Raw genomic sequence first — 19,057 nt, 5'->3', positions numbered from 1 at the left:
AACACCTCAACTATCTTCTTGACTAAACCTAATTACTCGCCCTGAGCTTGTTAAAACCCGACCCTGCATGGAGTCAATAAGTTTAACAGTCCCATATCCTGCGATTTTTGTTCCTTCTCTTACTGTAAGTGTAGAACCATTTGTGCCAATTAGCCAAGCCCGACCCGGAATTACTGCATTTATATAATAAATTATTTGTGGCGCCAGTGGACGAGGACGAATTATTTTCTTGACGGGTTTAGGTTTTGTACGTTCTATCAATACATTAATTACTTCGGATTGCTTGACTACCTGATTATTCAAATCACTAATCATCTGATTCAATTTCGTAATTTGAGCATTTAATGCATTTACATTATTATTGACATTTCCTACTTGTTGGTTCATTGAGCTCACCTCGGATTGGACCGATTGCTGACTGGCCTCAATAGACGCTACCTTTTGCTCTAGTGCCGCATTATTTACTTGAACCACCGGGGGTTGTTGCTGGACTACTGGTTTTGGTTGCACAGGCTCCGGTGGAATTTGCGTAACAGGCTGAGGAGGAGTCGGCGTCAGCTCTGCGACAGGAGCCGGGGTTATACTCTCCTTAGGAGGTGTACTTTTCGAAAACATCCCACCGATGAATTTATACATCAACATAGCAAAAACAATAACACCTACAGCAATTAATGCATTACGTTTAACATTCTTTTGGGGGTCCATTCCTACTGAGCGTGCAGGAGCAGAACTTTTTGTATCAAACTCTGAAGTATCTAATGATTCGTTCTCAAGAGAATCTAATTCTTCGAATTTATATTCGTCATTTTGATCATTATCTGCCATTTTTACCTACCATCAAATTAAATAGATTTTATATCCTGAGTAAATAAAACCCCAACAGGAGTTCCAGCATAGACCTCGACAGTTGTAGGTCTATTAAATAAAACTTGTGCTTGCTGCCCCCACGTCTTACCAACGGTAGCTAAACCTATCACCGCATTTTCCAAAGTAGAACGTCCAACACCATTTGCAACGGTTACGTTATTGCCGCCACCTGTACCACCTATGGTGACCGTAGTATTAGCAGACTGGAATGCATTACCAAAGCCCTCTAAAAATGAGGAAGCAAACAATGAACCGTATCTCAATAAAAAGTGATTGTTTGTTCTACTGGAAAGCGCCGTTCTTGCCGTATTTGGATCAATTGCGTAGGCTGAGATCGGAACCGTTTTTGGTGCGCCCGGAATTGACATGGTATTAAATGTAATAACCATTTTGTCGGCATTGGAAGGTAAATTAAAGCTGCCAATTAGTTTGGTACCTTTAAGTCTTCCTGAAACTATGGTAGCAAGAATAGGCCCAGGTTCATCACTATTGACTGAAGTATCGATTACAGCGAAAAGGACATCGCCTGTTTTAATCATATTTATTTCAGTAGTTGATGAAGTTGTTGCCGACTGGGTAACAGTTGCTCCTCCAGGGCCAGGACCAATTCCTGCAGCTCCTGCAGCACCAGCTCCTTTCTCTTCATTACCCGAAGTATATGTCTGTGTTGGTACGTTTTTCCATTCTGCAATTAATTGATTCGCGGCGTTTAACATATCAGAACTTTTTTGCTGAATTTTCTGTTGATATTTTTGCTCGGCCATTTGTTGATTTTGCCTGTTGATAATGGCTTGCAATTGTTCATTGCTAGCAGCAGATCCTGGCGTTACAGCCCCTTCTGCCCCTCCTTGACCTAAGGTTGGGATTCCACCAACATTAAATGCGCCTTGATCGATATTTGGCGCCCCCAAACCAGCTACTTGAAACGCATTCACTAATTCAGAAGCACTATATCCAGCGTTTTTTAAATCATCAGAAGTAAACCCTGCATTAGCCAAATCTCTAGCACCAAAACCTGCTGCTTTTAACTCTGCGGCTGTAAAACCAGCATCCTTTAAATCTTTGGCACTAAAACCAGCTGCTCTGAGCTCCGCGGCCGAAAATCCAGCATCTTTCAAATCTTTGGCGCTAAAGCCTGCTGCTCTTAATTCTGCAGCGGAAAACCCTGCATCCTTCAATTCTTTGGCACTAAAACCTGCATCTTTTAGCTCTTGGGCAGTAAAACCAGCTGCTCTTAATTGAGCTGCAGTACATCCAGCATATTGTTTTATTAGTGCAGCGCTAACTCCTGCAGCACGCTCTTTTTTTAATGCATCGACACTACAACCTGCTTTTTTAATGCCATCAGGCGTAACACCTGGTGGTAGTGTAGCTCCTGCTGCATTTATTTCTCCAGGAGAATACCCGGCTTTGTCAAGTTGCTCTGGTGTAAATCCAGCACTTAATAGATCTCCAGCAGTGTATCCTGCTGCTTTTAATTCTTCGGCAGTGAAACCAGCATTTTTTAAATCCGCGGCACTAAATCCTGCGTCTTTTAATTCTTTAGCATTAAAGCCAGCGGCTTTTAGCTGTGCAGCTGTAAATCCTGCATCCTTCAAATCCTTAGCACTGAAACCGGCGTCTTTTAATTCTTTAGCACTAAATCCCGCATCTTTTAACTCTTTAGCACTAAAACCTGCATCCTTTAATTCTTTAGCACTAAAACCCGCATCTTTTAAGTCTTTGGCACTAAAGCCAGCATTTTTTAGCTCAGCCGCCGTAAAACCAGCATCTTTAAGTTCTTTTGCAGTATAACCCGCATCCTTTAGTGCTTTAGCAGAACATCCAAGTGTTTTCTTAATCGTCAGTGCACTCACTCCCGCTGCTCTTGCTTTCTTCAATGACTCAACACTGCAATCGGCAACACGACCACTTGCCAGGATATCTGCCGGACTTAATCCTGCATTTTGTAAATCTTTTGGAGTAAATCCCGCAGCAAGAAGTTGGGCTGGTGTATATCCCGCATCAAGTAATGATTTGGCATCATATCCTGCATTTTTTAATGCTTCGGCACTACATCCATTTAATTCTTTAATGCGCTTGGCAGAAACACCGGCAGCGAAGAGTTTCTTCAGATTGTCGGGGTTACAACCCGCTGCTTTGATTTGCGCATCAGTCAATGGAGTTGCAGCGCTTATTTGTTGCGGCGAAAAGCCAGCATTCGCCAAATCAGCATCAGTAAAACCAGCTGCTTTTAATGCTTGGGCACTACATCCAGCATATTGTCTAATTAGGGTTGCACTAACCCCTGCAGCTTTTTCCCTTTTTAAAGCATCAACGTCACAACCTGCTTTTTTCACATCATCAGGAGTAATACCTGGCGGCAATTCAGCCTCCGCAGCCTTTATATCAGCTGCAGAATAACCAGCCTTCGCAAGATCATCTGGCGTAAACCCAGCATTTAATAAATCCCTAGCACTATATCCTGCTGCTCTTAATTCTTCAGGTGTAAAACCTGCTCTCTTGAGATCAGCCGCACTAAATCCAGCATCACGCAACTCTTTAGCAGTAAAACCAGCCGCTTTTAATTGTTCTGCACTACATCCACTTATTCTTCGAATTGCTGAAGCGGTAACTCCGGCTTTACGTAATTTAGTCAACGCATCAACACTACACCCAGCTTTTAATACATCCGCCGCAGTGATTCCTCCCGGCAAACCACTGGCATTGGCTATTTCCTCTGGAGAATAACCAGCCCCCTTCAATTCATCATCAGAAAATCCAGCATCTTTTAGTTCCAATGCAGTAAAGCCCGTATTACGTAATTCGCATGCATTAAAACCACAGTCTCTTAAACGTGTAGCATTATATCCCGCATCTTTTAACTGCCTTGCATTATATCCTGCAGCCTTTAATTCTTTACAGGGACAAACTTGATTTAAATCCTTCAAAGAATAGCCATTATCTTTTAATTGTGCACAGCTACAGGCTGCTTTTAGATCAGTTAGTTGTGCTCCTTGGCTAACAACTTGATCAACAACCGTCTTTGAGCAACCCCCGTTTTGAAGTGCTTGCAACCAAAGACTCTTTTGAGATCCTTCTTCATTCTCACGAGCTAACGTCGCGAACCCTACTCCACTTTGACCACCTTGAGAACCTATAACGCCAACTCCCTCACCCAAAGCTTGGGTTCGGATAATTGTTGGAATAGCACTTCCTCCGGTTTGCTCTGCTTTTTGTGCCTGAGTAATGTTCTGCTCTTCCTGCAATTTGGCATATTGAGCGGTTGGATTGAGCACACCCGGGATTGACTGAATCGCTCCTGGTGTATGTCCAAGAGTAGCAACGGCTGAAGGACCTGTATTTAAAGATCTTAATTTTATAAACCCTATCACCACAGCAACCAATATGAGTACCACTGTAAAAATGATAATCACTCGCGTACGAGTATTTGAAAAAAGCGATTTTATATTTTCTTTTCTGCCAGCCATTTATAACCCTTCTACCTTGAGCTGCATGACTTTCCCATGCCAGGAAACCAATAACACCGGAGATTTTTGCATTTCATAAGCATGCGTCCCATCTGCACTGGTCATACTTGCTAACCAGCCCGGTGACAATATAGTAAGATTCGTTCTAACATACATTCTGTCGTTAGCTAACCAAGCACGCGCATCTCCTCCGGTGATACTTAATCGTTTACTTCCGGGTGGTGGTACACCATCTAAAACATGAAGAAGCAACTCACTTGCTGAAGGAGGAATTCCTGTTTCTAGAGGCATGCTTTTAGCATTTGGTCCATAACCTTGAACACGCAAATCAACTCGGTAATCAACAGCTTTTTGTCCCGGTATAAGGGTTAGCATTACTGGAGTATTTAAACCTCTCAATCGGACTGCCAAATTACCGTAATTGTATAATTTTAGTGCTTGAATCATTATCGTATTGCTTGTTTTATCCCATTGAATATTAAATGAGTTTGGATCCCCTAAATCATAAGCGGCAATTGGCCAAGGAGCTCCGGATGAATCAAGAAAAACCAATGAAGAGACAAATCCCTGTGCCAAACGAATGACGGGCGGAGTAGAGCCTGGAGATAAATTGACGAATTGAGAAGTTGCTGTAGGTTTTGGAGGTGTGCCTACAGGTGAAGATTTAGCATATTCCATAGTTTCATTCAATTGCTTTAAATGAACAATTTGCTCTGTATTCAAGGGATAGAGACTCTTTGTCATATCCTTATATGCTTTATTATCAATAATTTCCTCATCATTTTGAGTCATTACTTGCGGCGCATTAGGATTCGGATTTGGATTCGGTGCAATTTTTTGCGCCGGAGGCTTATAAATATTATTTGCAAGAGGAATTGGAATATTTTGCCCTTGATCTTGTGCAGGCGTTGGATTGAGTCCAGGAGTCTGATTTTGTCCTGCAGGTTGATTCTGCCCTGCTAGCTGATTTTGCGCTGCTGGCTGATTTTGTGATAAACGTTGTTGTAACAAACGTAACTGTTGTAATGCCTGTTGCGCACTATCAGATTGATCTTGCGCATACGAAAGACTCGGAACAGAATAAGCTATTCCGGAGATCAAACAAAACTTCAAAAACCAGTTCAGCTTTTTCATTAAGACACTCCACCTGCGGCAGGTCCCACAACAAATTGCGATATACCTATTCCTCTGGGCGAATTCAAAGTAGAAACACGTGTAATCAGCATAGTAACCACATTATTCTGTTGTGTAAATTCACTGGCGCTCTGATAGGTTACCAATATAGGCATTTGTACTCGCCATGAAAAACTACCATTTAATACACCTTTTTGTAAGATAATGGGCGCTCGTGTTGCAACTGCCGAAACAATCAGTTTTTTAGCTTTGACTGCATCCAGATTATTTGATTGTTGTAAAGCACTTAGAAATTGATCCCAACCTTCAGGTGTAAAAAATCCAGATGAAGCTTGTAATTCGTCTCGATAATTGACGAAATTATAAGTAAAGGCTGCAATTGCGGCCTGGTTTGCCCATTGCAATACTGCAGAATCTGATTGGTTTGGTTCATTTAAAGGAAAAAGCGGTGTGATACGGCCATTAATACTGGTCGCAAAATATTTGGGAGCTGGCGGATGGGTAATCATATATACCAATAACGAAGCTAGAACTATATTGACAATAAGAGCAATTAACAATGCAAGCATTACTTTACGCTGGCTGTCTTTATAAAATTTGTTTCTTAGTGCGACAACTGTCAAGGCATCTTCAGCCATAATATCCTCTATTTATTGCTTATTGTGGTATCAATTTATCCTCACTCTCCGCAGGTGGATCAGGAGGAAGTAACGCATTTGGCGTAAAATTCGGAGCCGAAAGGGGCTGCAACTGAATAGGTGGTGATATTCCACTTGTTGCATAATAATCCCGTTCGGGCTCTGTTAAATGAATGTAAGCGATTAAAACTCCAAAAATGCAATTCACAATCGAGGATATAATTAAAGTAATTAATCCACGTCTGTAGGAGATAACATAGAAATTTTTGCTATTTTTTATCAATTCCCAAGTTTCGCGACTCATTGTTTCCCCTATGCGACAGCTCGCCTAAATGTAATCTCTACGCGCGCATTTATTGAATTATCACCACCTTTAGTGAATCCAATAATAGGTTTATCACTACCTAATCCTTGTGTAAAGATAAAACGGCTATCCACTCCCTGAGACCAAAGATATTCACCAACGACTCGCGATCTGGCTAAAGTCAATGCGTGTTCTCTTTGTGGTGATACATATTTGTTACTGTAACTCGCCACATTGATTGCAATTTTTCGAAACTGTTTCAGGAATACAGCAATTTCATTAAGTAATGAATAGGACTTCCATTTTAGATGCGGTGTTTCCGGTTCAAACAGATAACTAGCCGGGATACTGATCATATAATCCTGACCAATAGTAATTACCTTTACCCCTTTTTTATTTAGTTTTTTAGCGAGCTTCATGATGGTAGCATCGCAGGCACCAAGAACCTTACAGGGATATTTAGGCTCCTCTTTATCTAGTGCCCAATAGTCTCTTTTGCAGGCAGTCAAGGTCAACAAGACAATCAGTCCAACAGCCTGAATTAGATTAATACGTACTGATCTCACTCACTATCCTCATATTTCAAAATGACCATTTTAAAATGATTCTGACTGTAGTTCTGTTGTCTGTTCCATCTTTAAGAAAAGGATACAAATCATTACGTTACAATGAATTCGATAAAATAGCTATTTTTTTAAAAATTTATTTATTGCTTTACACTTTTTTGAATAAAAACATGGCGTCTAGGTTTATTTTTTTTCAATGGTAAAATAGTCATCAGGGAGTTTAGTGCTTAAGAAATAAAGTTTGTGATAAAGCATTTTGAGCGTTTTTAGCCATGAACCAACATGGCTAAATTTCTTCCAAAGAATCTAGATAATATTGACAATATAATGAAGGAGAGTGAATTAAAATCTGGTATAGTTTACTCTGTTTCACCTTTTTGAACTGCTTTTTCACGTTCCATTGCAATTTTTTCTGACAAAGATTTTACTAAATCAGTTAACTCATCTGGAGCAATGAAATCTCTTTCCTCAGGCGGATAACTGGTAGCCAATTGAAAATCCTTAATCAATTCATTTGCTACTGTGCCAGCATATTTATCCTTAGCTCCAGCCAGACGCTCAATATTCATCATCTGGTTACGTGATTCGTTAATGGGTAATAGGGGCTCTGAAAACGCAGCCTTATCACTAACTAAAATTGGCGGTGCACCTTCATTTTCTCGTAAAGGACTAAATATTGTTAATGCGCCTTCGACTTCTTCTTCAATCAAGTCCTCAACAGGCTCCGGCTCATTATGGCCATGAAACGCAATTAGAGCAGAAACACCTCGTTCTATTGGCTCTTGTATGGGAGATTCACGCAACAACTTAGAAATAAGCGTAATTTCTTCACTTTCTGCTGTTTTGTTAATTGATAAGTCGCCGCTTTCGAGTATTGCCTGGAATGAAGCCAATTGCCTTTGTAGCTTCATCAAATAATCGTCTGGTGGCGCTTCTACTTTTAAAAATTGATTTAATTTTAACTGTTTAACAGGTTTCGGATTCGCATAAAACATACGAGCACGAACAATTTTTGACTTGAAGAATATATGTGCCTCACCTTCTGTTTGTTCTTTTAAATCCAGAAGATCAACACGAGCCCTCTTTTCAAAAGAAGAGCTTTTACTATCCATATAGGTATTAGCCATACTGGTATCTTTAGCTTGGAATGAGTCCACTTTAGTTACATAAGCTTCACCCGCTGTTTTGGTGAAGAAATCCCATGTTTCTGTAGGATCTTCCAATTTCATACATATTTTAATGTTCGTGTTTGCACCAATAGATGCAGCTTCTTCTTTAGATGCTTTTTGGAATGCTGGTAAATCTTGCCCTGCAAATATCGCAGAGAATCCAAGAGAACGTGCTTGCGCAGGAACCACTGCAAACCCCTGAACTGCATAATATCCATACTCATCAAGGATGCACATATAAGGTGTGGGTGCATTCGTTGGCTTTCTCAAGATCACATCTCGATAATCCCCTTCGACGTCCTCTCCCAAACCTGCAGCCATCATTGCTTTTAATGAAGATACAATGATTTTACCAAGGTTAGACAACTCATCGGGAGATTTTTCCAAAGCGGGTAATAGCACAACTAAAATCCTTCGGTTCAATACCACGTCCTTAAAATCAACTTCAGCCAGGTTCGTACGAACAATATGTCCATAAGTATCAGCCAAGGATGAAAACGCTCTGACCAACTGCATGGTAATAAAACCATGTTGCTCCAAAACCTGTGATACTTGCTTTCCCTTTTTCTCTTTATTGTAACCTGGCAAGGTGCTTAAGTAGTTACGTAAAGGGTCTGTAACTAATTTTGGAATCTGTTCGATGTTAACACTTTCTTGATTATCACGGGGAAAGATTTTATCAACAACAATCGTTTCTAATCGAGTTAAGTCAAAGTAGTTACGGATAGTATCTGCATCCAGAAGGATGACTCCCTCATCACGCATATAAACTAAAAGTCGCATCAAAGCTTCTACGAAGGCAATCGCACGACCTTTCCACATGTCTCCGTCTCCACCACCTTTTGAATCGCCCATCAAACTCACTACAAGCTGAGTTAGCATACTGGAAGAACCTTGAGAAAAGGGATTAAAGGTATTAGAAAGTCTTCTTTCTTGTGGGCCGATGATATCTCGCGCACCCGTCATAAAGTTAATCAAAAGCAAATCGTCTTCACGTCCCATGCTCCTGACCATGGAAAAAACTTTAGCATAGAGCGAGTTATCACCTTTACCGTCCACATAAATAAATCCACTGCCTTGGACCAAGGCATTAAAAGCAAGAGAAACTAAACATTCTGTTTTACCACTACCGGTTGAGCCGAAAATTAACGCATGAGTACGCATATCATCATTAGCAAACCACAACTCATGCCCTGTTTTGCGATCATTACCAAAGAAAGCGATTCCTCGAGCCATATTAGGCTTGTTAACACCTGGCTTCATATCGTTGTAATCTTTTACCCTGGAAATTAGCGGAAGCCGAAAAGGTAATTTTTGTTTCCGAGTGTAACTGTAAAGAAAACTTCCAGCACCAACAAGCATCAGGAATGTTGCTGCCTCGGAAAAATAATAAGACATTGCCGCTAAAGTAAAAAGTATAATTGAGATATTAGTTGGATCAGCGAAGAAATCAGCTAATCTCTGCGTCAAGGTCCGAGTATCCCTAAGTAAAAGTGTGGGATCTAACTCATGACGTGATTCAATGCCACGCATCATGGCTCTAACTCCTGCATTTGTCGGGGTGTTAACTTAACTTCTTTTATGGCAATTTCCAAAGCCTTAATTGCCTCGTCTATCATGGGCACCAAAGAACGACGTCCCATTTCCTTCTCTGCTTTCCAGTGAGCAAACGGACCTGCAACTTCTGAAAAAGGTGTTTGTCTACCAACACAATTGAGCATATACCATAAACGTCTATCAACAGGTCTTAACCATAAAAATTCAGCGCTCGGAACAACCCCATCATCTCGCGCCTTTTCAAGTAATGAAGCCATTACACTTAAAGTATAGGCGTGTTTTGCAACAACTTCCTGTATAATTTCTGTGTTTTTATATTTTTCTATTGTTGGTCTAGCAACAGAATAATCAAGCTTCCCTGCAACATAACTTCTATCTAACGTTGCTAAAATATTATTTGCAGCATCTCTATCCCGATTAATGCGAGCAAGGAAAACAGCAGCTAATGCATAAGCTTGTGGCGAACAATGCTCAAAACCATCCCAGTATGGCCCTAATTGCAGGGTAAAAACTCGTTTCGCATCTCCTTTTCGTATCCCTGCAGTCATCTCCTGACCCGGTACAGGATTGTCTAATAATACATCTTCTTTTTTTAATAAATTGTATTTGCGCGCAAACTCCATTGGAGTAAGAGCCATAGCCCAAGGACCTTTATTTATGTCTTCATCTACCAAATTTTCTTTAACTATGGGCATAATTGCAGGCCAGTTAAATTGCTCTTGTTCACGTAATTTTTTCATATCGTACGTTTTGCGAAACTTTAGAGTAATATTTGACTGATACAAAAGAACTGCCAGGACAAGTAGGACAAGAACCACGGGATAACGCATGAAGTTGCCAACTTCACGAGTTGTCGCGACCAGTTGATCCCAATTTACCGCATTAGGATCTACTGTCTGCATGACTTGAATCCAATTTGCTAACTCGTCATTATGAATAAAAAAATTTACAAGCTTTGCTTGCCAAATATTAATTTGAAAAACAACCATCACAATATACTGATGTCCCATTTTCCATATAAAAAACACAGTAATAAACAACAGTACCATGACCCATATTGGACCCATGCCACTATCTTGACCTTGTTGTTGTGGTTGTTGTGCCATTAATGATTACTTCAAAATAATTTGTTTGCTTTAAGTATATACCGCTCTAAGCTAATTTTGCGAGAGATTCGCAAGTATATCTATGCTTTTATACAACGTTAAAACAGGCTCACTGTTCTTTAATCAAACGACCACGTGAATATTTATAAACACCACTTAGATGAACAAAACGAGTAATATTTTCTAGGTCTAGAGCTCTATCTTTCAAAGTTAATAAGGGATTACCTAATCTATCATATAAAGTTTTATCAGGAGAAAGAGCGATAATATCTGTTTTATTAATATAAATCGCGACATAAGCCTCATTCTGTTTATTTTCTTTTGATTTGATTACGGCTGTTACCTGATCTTCATTAGTGTAGATTGGGCGAGAAATCATTTGACGGGGTAAATTGGCGATTATTCTTTCCCAAGATGAAAGATTAGAGCCATCCGAAGAATATAAAGAAACAAAAACTTCCTGTTGACCACTTCGTAGAGCAAGACGATTTGCTAAATGAGCATCAGAGCGAATTTGCTCTTCGCTTCGTGCACTAAGTTTTTTGGCAAAATTATCGCGAATTCCAACCAGGCGATTACCAATTGACCGCAAAAAATTTGACTTATCCCAAGGCCCATTTTGAATTGCATAATCCAATGCTTTAAGAATCGCGTCATTATGCTCTTCGGTGAACGTATCTTTTTTCATAACATCAAATGTAACCTTATAAGAATGAAACACTCTGCAAAAATCGATGCAATATTAAGGAGTATAACAGTAATTTCGAGATATATAAAAAAGATAAAGTCCACAAAGAGGCTTAAATTCCCTTTGTGAACAGAACAAAAAAAGCTTAAATTTTTACTGAGAGTTAATATTAACTCATTCCTAAACGAGACCCACTTTCATTTTCGACTTCTTCTTGGGCTACCTCTTGTTGTTTAGATGTTTGAAGTTGTTGCTTAGCTTCATGGAATAGTGGTGTTGCAACTTGATTTTGTTGTTTCACTTCTTTGGTTTGCAAAGATTGCAACGCTTCAGGACCTTGAGTTATTACATTCTTTACAGCATTTAGATTTTTTATTGCCTCTTCAAGCAAACTCAAGCCCTCTTTATCAGCTTTTGCTAAAGCCACTGTTTCCATTTTTTGGATAGTCTGCATTAAGCCATCAATTCCCTTACCTGCTTCTGTAGCAGCTGGCTCGCTTTGTCCGTGCTCGTGAGCAAAAAAACTCTCTCTTTTCAAAAATCCCATCACGTCACCCCTAAAAACATAAAAACTCTAATAAACCTAGTTTATCAAAATATATTGCAGATGTATTCAAAATCGTCAGTGCTTTCGATTTCTTTACAATTAATTTTAAAAAGTTCGCCTAGTCGTACATTAATTCATCTAAAGGAGTATAATCACGACTTGGTCCACCTTGAATTAACTCATTTAACACATCAGTCATACATAATAAACGTAATACATTCGGCGTTACTTCATCAAAAATCACTCGGAGTCCTAACAAAGCACCTTCTGCTTCATCAAATGTAGCCCCTAATCCATACCCAAGACACAGGGAACACAGTTGATCCGCTCGTTTCGCAATTGCTGGCAGCAAACCAGTATCAACAAAAACTTCCTCATAACTCACGAATCTATCATTAAGATAAAATTTTGCATTTAAACTTGCCGCAATAACTGACATGCATTTACTGATATCTCGTTCCATGTTATCGCCACCAGGGTTTTGAAGACTTAAGCGAACCGGCCAAAACGCTCCTTATCCACCTTAAAAAAACAGGCACTGTAAAACCGTAATGCTCAAGAATGCCAAAAAACACTGCAGAGACTAAAACCAATATCCCTGTCCAGATCCTAATGTGCATTAGAAATAAAAAAATAGGAAACGCGGCTCGAGCATCAACTATAAAAAATCGAGCGCTTCGAGCGGAATCTCTCCAATGTGCAGTTTCAGCAAATCCTGCCATATCCAAGTCTCAAAAATGATAGCCTCTTTTGAAAAGTATATACCTAAATAAAGGCTTTGGCACCTTGGTATTTCACAAAATTTATAATATTTTTACGACAATTCGTATATTTAATGAATACTATAGGTTATTGAGCTTAACATTCAAAATTTAGTCCTCTTCAGCAAGGAGAGGACTAAAAGTACGGATGACAATTGAATTAATTATTTTTTATCCATTGGGGAATATCCTTTTGAAAATGAAGCCCCTAAGATGTTGTTTAGGACTTTTTTCATTTCTAATTCCTCAGGTGATTTTTTTGTAGAGGGCATTAATTGAGGCACAGCAAATTCTTGTCCAACCTCCTCTGTTGCCTGCGAAACTTCTTCAATACGGGGATTGCTTTGTCCGGCAGCCAGTTTTCCTAACATTTTAGAAGTACTGTATTGACTCATCTGAATTCCTTCTATTACGTCTATATCTAGTAAATTAGCATAAACAACTTAAGGAATTATTAACACAATTATATTTTTTATAACAAATACTATTGAGTAATAAGTCTATTTTACGTTATGTTAAAACAACCTATAAAAAAATAGGTTCACTTGTCATTTATGGATAAATGCAGTTGCTCAGCTTACCCAAAAAGTCAAAGCAATTGAGAAACAATAGAGTTTAAGCAATGAGACTCTAGAAAAGGAGGAAATATGGCTAAAGGCGAAGTAAAATGGTTTAATAATGCCAAGGGTTGGGGGTTTATTATTCCAGAAAATGGTGGCGATGATATTTTTGTTCATTTCTCGTCTATTCATGGTACAGGCTACAAAACATTAGTTCCCGGACAAACAGTCAATTATGATGTTGAACAAGGTGATAAAGGTCTGCATGCAGCTAATGTAATTGTACTTAATGAAAGTGCTGATATTGAAATGGCTTAATTAAGTAAACGCAGTATCATTTGGTGGTGCTGCGTCCATAAGCCAAGAAAGACTTAGTTTTACACAAGTACTGAATTATAAACCGTCTTCATGTATGATGACCTTATTCTTTTTAAGGTTAGAAATTTACTGATGAAGCATGGTTTATTACTCATAAATCTTGGCACCCCCAAGAATGCAGATACCTCATCTGTCAGGAACTATTTACGCGAATTTCTTACTGATAAGCGTGTCATCGATCTCCCGGCTTTGCTGCGCTATGCGCTGGTTTATACATTTATTTTACCGTTCCGTTCAAGACGCTCTGCCCATGCGTATCAATCTATATGGACTGAACAGGGTTCGCCTTTGCTATTCCATAGCCAAAATTTAGTGAATCAATTGCAAAAAGAAGTGGGCTCAGAACATATCATTGCCCTTGGCATGCGTTATGGGGAACCATCTATTGCAACCGCGTTAAATCAGTTAAAACATTGCGAATCCATTACTATCCTGCCTTTATACCCACAATATTCATCAGCGGCTAGTGGCTCATCCATTGCAGAGGCCATGCGTATAATCAACAGCTGGGATCTCATTCCATCAATCAAAATCATTAGTAATTTTTTTCAACATCCGGCATACCTGAAAGCGCAAGCCCAAACCATTAAAGCATCTCTTGAAGAGCATTCTCATGTACTTTTTAGCTATCACGGAATTCCAGAACGCCAAATTACTAAAAGCAGTTGTAAGACTATTTGTACTGGATCCTGCCCTAAATTAACAGATGATATTCACGGTTGTTATAGAGCTCAATGTTATGAAAACAGTCGATTATTGGCACTGGAACTCGGCTTATCTCCCAATAGCTATAGTACCGCATTCCAATCAAGATTGGGTAAAACCCCCTGGGTCAAGCCTTATACGGATCAGATTCTAGCTGAATTGATAACTCGAGGAATTACAAAACTTATTATTGTTTGCCCTTCTTTTGTAGCCGACTGTTTGGAAACACTTGAAGAAATTGGAATCCGTCTCAAAGAACAATGGATAACACTTGGTGGTAAAGAATTAATTAACGTTCCGAGTATGAATACCGACCCTTTATGGAGAAAAGCCATAATTACAATGGCGCATGTGCAATCCGATTCTCAACTCAGGAGCATCTCTTGAAGCCCCGGGTACTCTTTGCCAAACTATGGAGTATCCTCGGTTCTAAATTCAAGATTATTGCATTTTCGAGCATTCTGCTTGCTGGTTTAGGCATTTATTATGCGTTCTATTACCAAGAGACCAAATCCTCTACCCCATCCCCTAAAATAGTAGAGATAGTTACCATAATGCCCTCTGCAATTGAAAAAAAGATAACGCTTATTGGCACTATACGCCCCAAACATGCAACTGTTCTTATTGCCAAAAGCTCTGGAATGCTAGACACCTTCATGAGCTCAGGGCAAATAGTCCAAAAAGGTGACTTGATTGCTAAAATAATCAATCCAGACATTGAGCGAAGCTACCAACTCTCTAAAGAAACAGAACAATTGGAAAACACTCAATATCAACGCCTTAAAAATTTGCAAAAAACAGGATTTGTCAGTGCACGAGAAGTGGAAGAGAAAAAAAGAATCTGGATCGATTCACAAAAGGAAAAAGCAAGAACCAAAATTGAATTAAAAAATATGCGTTTTTATGCACCATTTGACGGCGTTATTGGCGCATTTAAAATTAAAGAAGGGGCTCAAGTAACTGAAGGCGCACCGGTAGTTACCATCTACGATCCGGGCTCATTAACTGTTGAAATTGATCTTCCCTGCACTAATAATCACTCAATTGAAAAAAACCAGCCAATTTATATATTGGGCAAACTTTATCATTTAAATCACGTACAAAAAATGATCGATGATGAAACTCATATGTGCCCAGCAGATGTTGATATTCAATGTACTCACTGCTTAGTAGGAGCCAGCATATCCAGCCAACTCGTGGTGACTAAAAAAACAGACGCATTGGTTATTCCCACACAAGCATTATTTCTTAAACAAGGTAAAACTCATGTTTATAAGGTCGTAAATAAACAAATAGAACTTACAGCAGTCAAAACAGGGATACAAGAACGAGACAAGGTAGAAATTATTTCGGGATTAAAATCCGGAGATCAAATAGTAAGTAAAAGCCCCGAGCGATTATATCCAGGACTAGAAGTCGCAATTTATAAAGGTTAATCATCCTCTTATGAAATTTACAAGCTATTTCTTAAAACATCCAGTGATTGCGATCATCCTTAATTGCATGGTTCTGCTCTTGGGTATACTGTGTTTTAATTCGTTACCTTTAAGAGAATATCCCAACATCAGCTTTCCAGTCATTACGATAAGCACAAATTATCCAAATGCCAGCCCTGAATTAGTAGAATCTGTAGTAACTAATATACTCGAGGACCAGCTTGCTGGAGTAGAAGGATTAGAACTGATGACTTCTCGTTCTAATCAAGGAAATTCTTACATTACCTTAAGATTTCGTCCAGGAACCTCCATGGACAAAGCTCTGAATGCTGCGCATGAGGCAGCACGCTTAGCACAGGCTCAACTTCCTTCAACAGTGAAAGCACCCGTTATCGAACGTCAACGACAAGCTGATGGCTTACCTTTTATAGGCATTGCCATGGAGTCTTCTTCTTTAAATTTTGGAGAGCTCACACATTATGCAAATTTGAATCTGAAAAATACGCTTCGTAGTCTGAAGGGAGTTGCCTCAGTCGATATATGGGGACAACCCTTCACTTATACTATTCAGTTAGATCAAAAGAAGTTATACACGTTTGGAATTAATGTCGATGAGATTGCCAATGCAATTGCTAGTAACCATTTATCCCTACCAGCAGGTAATTATCAAAATAAGATCCCTACTACACTTGATTTTGAATTAAACACTCCAGCAGACTATGAAAATCTAGTAATTAAAACTCAAAACCATCATCCTGTTTTTCTGAAATCATTAGCCAAAATTCAATTAACTACCGACAATAGCCAATTTCGCGTTAAGGTTAATGGCCATCCAGGTTTAGTGCTTGCAGTCAATCGCGCTAATGATGCAAATCCCATTGAGGTATCACAAAGTGTTCGCCAAGAACTAAGAACCTTGAAAAAAAGTTTGCCTGACGACATCAAGACCAAAATCATCATTGATCAATCTGAATTCATTAAAGCATCCCTTAAAAATATACAGTCTTCAATTCTTGAATCCACTTTCTTAGTCTTGGTCATCATTTTCATCTTTTTGCGAAATATACGCGCTACAATTATTCCATTAATCGCAATTCCCATTTCCCTCTTAGGCTCTTTATTATTTTTGAAAATTGCAGGCTTTACCATAAATCAAATGACACTTCTTGCGATGGTATTGGCTGTTGGTTTAGTTGTAGATGATGCCATTATTGTTCTTGAGAATATATGGCGACACATCGAAGACAATTTATCGCCCATGGATGCAGCACTTAAGGGATCCAAACAAATAGGTTTTGCCATCATTGCGATGACGCTAACTTTAACCAGCGTTTATGCACCTATTGCGTTGATTGATGGCATGATTGGACAATTATTCATTGAATTTGCCGTTGCCCTGGCAGGAAGTGTATTCATATCAGGAATGGTAGCCTTGACGCTTTCACCCTTGATGTGTGCTACGTTCCTGCATAAAAATACAAAACACTTATGGCCTGCGATTGACAGGTTCCTGAGTAACCTTGCTCAGTATTACTATAAATTACTAAATATCATTATCTATCGAAAAAAAACAACGCTACTCGTACTATTTCTCTCATTGGGCCTAAGCCTGCTCTTCTACAAAATAATGCCTGCAGAAACTGCCCCCAAAGAAGATCGTGGTTTGATAGGAATTTATACTCCACCTCTATCTGGCGATAACTTAGATACCCTAGAAGCCAATACAAAACTCATGCAAAAATCAATCGGTATAGTTCCCGAGGCAAAAAATACATTAACATTTTTAGGAAATTGGGGTAGCAGCATTGTTATGCCTTTAAAACCTCATCGACAAAGAACTCGCTCTGCAGAACAAATTGTTAATTCATTAAAACCTCAAACACAGCGGCTACCTTCAGTCGATGCTTCTGTCTGGAGCTGGGACTCAGGATTACCAGGAGTTGAAGATGCACGCAATAATTCAGAACTAGAACTGGTTATTTCCACCACCGAAAATTTCCGACAATTATTTGAAGCAACGGAGCACTTGAAAAAAATACTGGATCAAAGCAAAAAATTTACTTCTACTCGCTATGATTTACGTCTTGATTCGATGGGCTACTCAGTGAATATAGATAAAAATGCCTTAGCTCAATTAGGATTGACCCCCATACAATTAGCAAAAACCATAGAAGTTTTTTTCAGTGGTGATAAGTCCCTATCATTTCAAAAAGATGGTGTATCTTACAATTTGACCTTGCAAGGTTCATCGAAACCCTGGACTCTGGATGAACTTTATCTTACAGCTCCCTCCGGAAAACGGATTTCCTTAGGTTCAGTGGCTCAAATGAAAAGACGAGCACAACCAACTGCATTAGAGCATGTCAACCAAATGCGCTCTACAACCTTATATGCCCAATTACCTGAAAATCATTCCGTTAAAAAGGGAATGAATACGCTCTTGGAGCTGGCAAAAAACAATCTTCCCAACCAATACAAATTAAGTTGGGCTGGTGCGGCCAAGGCATATAATGAATCGTCGCATACTATGGTTTTGTTATTTGCTTTAGCGATACTCTTTATTTATGCCATTCTTGCAGCACAATTTGAGAATTTTGTTTACCCGCTCATCATTTTGTTCACCGTACCCTTGGCTTGTTTTGGCGCCTTGCTGTTCGCTTATTTATTTGGCCAATCTCTAAATATTTTTACTCAAGTCGGCTTAGTCACATTAGTTGGACTAATCAGTAAACATGGTATTTTAATTGTAGAATTTGCTAATCAATTGCAACAAGAGGGCCTTACCTTGGCAGATGCAATAAAAAAGTCGTGCTCATTAAGGCTGCGCCCTATTCTGATGACGACAGGTGCTATGGTTTTTGGTGCCATCCCGTTAGTACTTTCACATGATGCTGGAGCTGAAGCCCGGCATGCTATAGGCACAGTGCTCATTGGAGGCCTATGCATTGGTACGTTATTTACTTTGTTTGTGCTTCCCGCCGTTTACTTCATGATCTCACAAATAATAAGCAGACCCGGAAATTCCTAGTTATTGGAACCAGTAGGTGACAAAGAAAATCCAGTGAAAACTTAACAGCCATAACCCGGGTTCCAATTTGCTGCATCGGGCTCCAAATTCATGAACTTTTCTATACTCTGTCCAATCAATTTAATGTACTATGAAATCGTTCG

General features: G+C 39.3%; 17 protein-coding genes. 4 read left to right on the top strand and 13 right to left on the bottom strand.

The genetic code is table 11. The features are described 5' to 3' along the window. Positions 1 to 6: 6 nt before the first annotated feature. The 13 genes from icmG to BW930_RS01940 form a co-directional block, all read right to left on the bottom strand. Complete coding sequence (icmG, locus tag BW930_RS02000) at positions 7 to 825, bottom strand: type IVB secretion system protein IcmG/DotF (protein WP_058466656.1); 819 nt, start codon at positions 823 to 825, stop codon at positions 7 to 9. A gap of 17 nt (positions 826 to 842) precedes the next feature. Further along, complete coding sequence (gene dotG / locus BW930_RS01995; RefSeq protein ID WP_058466657.1) at positions 843 to 4,337, bottom strand: type IVB secretion system protein DotG/IcmE; 3,495 nt, start codon at positions 4,335 to 4,337, stop codon at positions 843 to 845. Beyond that, positions 4,338 to 5,471, bottom strand: a complete 1,134-nt coding sequence (locus BW930_RS01990; protein WP_058466658.1) for a DotH/IcmK family type IV secretion protein — start codon at positions 5,469 to 5,471, stop codon at positions 4,338 to 4,340. After that, the gene (locus tag BW930_RS01985) at positions 5,471 to 6,109 is read right to left on the bottom strand and encodes a type IVB secretion system apparatus protein IcmL/DotI (protein ID WP_058466659.1); all 639 of its coding nucleotides are present in this window, start codon (positions 6,107 to 6,109) and stop codon (positions 5,471 to 5,473) included. Before BW930_RS01985 ends, BW930_RS01990 begins: the two co-directional genes overlap by 1 nt. Positions 6,110 to 6,128: 19 nt before the next feature. After that, positions 6,129 to 6,413 carry a type IVB secretion system protein IcmM/DotJ gene (gene icmM / locus BW930_RS01980; RefSeq protein ID WP_058466660.1) on the bottom strand — a complete coding sequence of 95 codons (285 nt, stop codon included), beginning with the start codon at positions 6,411 to 6,413 and terminating at the stop codon, positions 6,129 to 6,131. Positions 6,414 to 6,421: 8 nt separating this feature from the next. Further along, the gene (gene icmN / locus BW930_RS01975) at positions 6,422 to 6,979 is read right to left on the bottom strand and encodes a type IVB secretion system protein IcmN/DotK (protein WP_058466661.1); all 558 of its coding nucleotides are present in this window, start codon (positions 6,977 to 6,979) and stop codon (positions 6,422 to 6,424) included. A gap of 359 nt (positions 6,980 to 7,338) precedes the next feature. After that, the gene (locus tag BW930_RS01970; protein WP_058466662.1) at positions 7,339 to 9,684 is read right to left on the bottom strand and encodes a TraM recognition domain-containing protein; all 2,346 of its coding nucleotides are present in this window, start codon (positions 9,682 to 9,684) and stop codon (positions 7,339 to 7,341) included. Beyond that, on the bottom strand, positions 9,681 to 10,811 hold the full coding sequence (gene icmP / locus BW930_RS01965) for a type IVB secretion system coupling complex protein DotM/IcmP (protein WP_058466663.1): 1,131 nt from the start codon (positions 10,809 to 10,811) through the stop codon (positions 9,681 to 9,683). The genes BW930_RS01970 and icmP overlap by 4 nt, the downstream gene beginning before the upstream one ends. A gap of 109 nt (positions 10,812 to 10,920) precedes the next feature. Beyond that, on the bottom strand, positions 10,921 to 11,499 hold the full coding sequence (gene icmQ, locus BW930_RS01960) for a Dot/Icm secretion system protein IcmQ (protein WP_058466664.1): 579 nt from the start codon (positions 11,497 to 11,499) through the stop codon (positions 10,921 to 10,923). 169 nt (positions 11,500 to 11,668) lie between these two features. Beyond that, positions 11,669 to 12,046, bottom strand: a complete 378-nt coding sequence (locus BW930_RS01955; protein ID WP_058466665.1) for a hypothetical protein — start codon at positions 12,044 to 12,046, stop codon at positions 11,669 to 11,671. A 118-nt stretch (positions 12,047 to 12,164) separates the two neighbouring features. After that, positions 12,165 to 12,509: a type IV secretion IcmS family protein gene (locus BW930_RS01950; RefSeq protein ID WP_058466666.1), complete on the bottom strand. Its 345-nt coding sequence runs from the start codon at positions 12,507 to 12,509 to the stop codon at positions 12,165 to 12,167. Between the two features lies 1 nt (position 12,510). After that, complete coding sequence (gene icmT, locus BW930_RS17255; protein ID WP_058466667.1) at positions 12,511 to 12,768, bottom strand: IcmT/TraK family protein; 258 nt, start codon at positions 12,766 to 12,768, stop codon at positions 12,511 to 12,513. A 203-nt stretch (positions 12,769 to 12,971) separates the two neighbouring features. Beyond that, positions 12,972 to 13,202 carry a hypothetical protein gene (locus BW930_RS01940; RefSeq protein WP_058466668.1) on the bottom strand — a complete coding sequence of 77 codons (231 nt, stop codon included), beginning with the start codon at positions 13,200 to 13,202 and terminating at the stop codon, positions 12,972 to 12,974. A 252-nt stretch (positions 13,203 to 13,454) separates the two neighbouring features. Between BW930_RS01940 and BW930_RS01935 the strand changes: the two genes are divergently transcribed. From BW930_RS01935 to BW930_RS01920, 4 genes are all read left to right on the top strand, one after another. Then, positions 13,455 to 13,685 (top strand): cold-shock protein, encoded by a 231-nt coding sequence (locus tag BW930_RS01935; RefSeq protein WP_058466669.1) that lies wholly within the window; start codon positions 13,455 to 13,457, stop codon positions 13,683 to 13,685. 132 nt (positions 13,686 to 13,817) lie between these two features. Continuing rightward, positions 13,818 to 14,837 (top strand): ferrochelatase, encoded by a 1,020-nt coding sequence (gene hemH, locus BW930_RS01930; protein WP_058466670.1) that lies wholly within the window; start codon positions 13,818 to 13,820, stop codon positions 14,835 to 14,837. Further along, entirely contained in the window at positions 14,834 to 15,886 is a 1,053-nt protein-coding gene (locus BW930_RS01925; protein WP_058466671.1) for an efflux RND transporter periplasmic adaptor subunit, read from the top strand. Before hemH ends, BW930_RS01925 begins: the two co-directional genes overlap by 4 nt. Positions 15,887 to 15,896: 10 nt before the next feature. Next, positions 15,897 to 18,914, top strand: a complete 3,018-nt coding sequence (locus BW930_RS01920; RefSeq protein WP_058466672.1) for an efflux RND transporter permease subunit — start codon at positions 15,897 to 15,899, stop codon at positions 18,912 to 18,914. Positions 18,915 to 19,057: the final 143 nt, after the last annotated feature.

Source organism: Fluoribacter gormanii (assembly GCF_900156395.1).
GTDB classification, from domain to species: Bacteria; Pseudomonadota; Gammaproteobacteria; order Legionellales; family Legionellaceae; genus Legionella; species Legionella gormanii.
The sequence above is the reverse complement of the archived record's forward strand: the minus strand, read 5'-3'. Positions and strand labels throughout refer to the sequence as shown.